At 42.3% G+C, this 1,747-nt stretch carries 2 protein-coding genes; both read left to right on the forward strand.

The window, feature by feature from the left end; translation table 11 throughout:
• On the forward strand, positions 1 to 1,356 hold a 1,356-nt coding region (locus VXQ92_RS16735), incomplete at its 5' end, for an efflux RND transporter permease subunit (RefSeq protein ID WP_416682579.1).
• A gap of 132 nt (positions 1,357 to 1,488) precedes the next feature.
• Positions 1,489 to 1,747: cation diffusion facilitator family transporter (locus VXQ92_RS16740; RefSeq protein ID WP_416682580.1), on the forward strand; the 259-nt coding region annotated here is incomplete at its 3' end.

Genomic DNA, 1,747 nt, shown 5'->3' on the forward strand with positions numbered 1-1,747 from the left:
ATGCAGGAAAATACTGAAAAGCTCATTTTGAAAAACTTTCCAGAGGTGAAAGCTGTTTTTGCCCGAACAGGAACAGCTGAGGTTGCAACTGATGTGATGCCGCCGAATATCTCTGATGCGGTCATTTTACTTAAACCCCATGATCAATGGCCAAACCCGAAAGAGACGCTAGCTGAGCTACGTTCACGTATGGAAGCTTTCTTAGCGACATTACCGGGTAATAACAGTGAGTTCTCTCAACCGATTGAGCTACGCTTTAATGAGCTAATTTCAGGGATTCGTAGTGATATTGGCGTCAAGATTTTTGGCGACGATATGCAAGTACTCAATGAGCAGGCACAGGCACTCGCTCAGAAAGTGCAAAAAATTTCAGGCGCTACCGCGGTTAAGGTAGAACAAACTAGCGGTTTACCGGTGCTGAGTGTAGAAATTAATCGTCCTCTGGCCGCGCAATACGGATTATCTGCCAAAGCTATTCAAGATATTGTTGCTGCAAGTGTTGGTGGACAAAATGTTGGACAGATTTTACAAGGCGATAGACGATTTGATTTTGAAATTCGCCTAGAAGACCAGCAGCGTAACATCCAAAACTTAGCTCAACTTCCGATTCAGTTGCCAAATGGTGGGCTCATCCAGCTTCAAGATGTAGCTAAAGTTGAACGTACCTCAGGCCTAAATCAGGTGGGACGTGAAAATGGGAAGCGCCGTGTCATTATTACTGCGAACGTAGAAGGCCGTGACTTAGGGTCATTTGTTCAAGAGTTAAGAACAACACTCGCAAAAGAACAACTGCCAGCGGGTTATTGGTTGGAATATGGCGGTCAGTTTGAAAATTTAGCTTCAGCTGCTGCACGAATGAAAATAGTTATTCCATTGGCGCTTGCTATGATTTTCATTCTACTCATGGCTGTATTCCATAATGTGAAAGAAAGTTTACTGGTGTTTAGCGGTGTGCCGTTTGCTTTGTCGGGTGGTCTAATTGCCCTTTGGCTAAGAGATATCCCGCTGTCCATGTCAGCTGGTGTTGGGTTTATTGCATTATCTGGTGTCGCTGTTTTGAATGGTTTGGTGATGCTGAGCTTTATTAAAGAGCTTAGAGAAAAATTTGATATTCAAACAGCCACGTGGAATGGGGCGATCTTGCGCTTAAGACCGGTACTCATGACGGCTTGTGTTGCTTCACTTGGTTTTATTCCAATGGCTTTGGCTACGGGAACTGGTGCAGAAGTTCAGCGGCCTTTGGCAACAGTGGTTATTGGTGGCATTATTTCATCTACGATATTAACTTTGGTTTTATTACCGGTCATTTATCGATGGATGAATGAAGACAAGACGAAAAGTGTTGAGCATTCATAATGTCATCGATTTGAGATATCTTTTTTGATTACAAAATTTAAGTCGAAAAAGTGTTTGTAAGAGTTAAAGGTAAAGATGTCTTCATCGTTACTTTTAACTCACCATAAAGATAAATAAAAAGGAGTCTGCAAAATGGGTGGACATCATGGTCATGACCATAGTCATGCTGTAGTGACTGAAGGTAATGCTAAAAAATTAACGATTGCCTTGGCGCTTACCACGACATTCTTAATTGTTGAGGTGATTGCAGGTTTAATCACACAAAGTTTGGCATTGCTCTCTGACGCTGCACATATGTTTACAGATGCAGCTGCTTTAGCAATTGCTTTGGTTGCCATACAGATTTCTAAACGTCCTGCCGATAATAAACGTACTTTCGGTTATCAGCGCT

The organism is Acinetobacter sp. 228 (assembly GCF_048147885.1).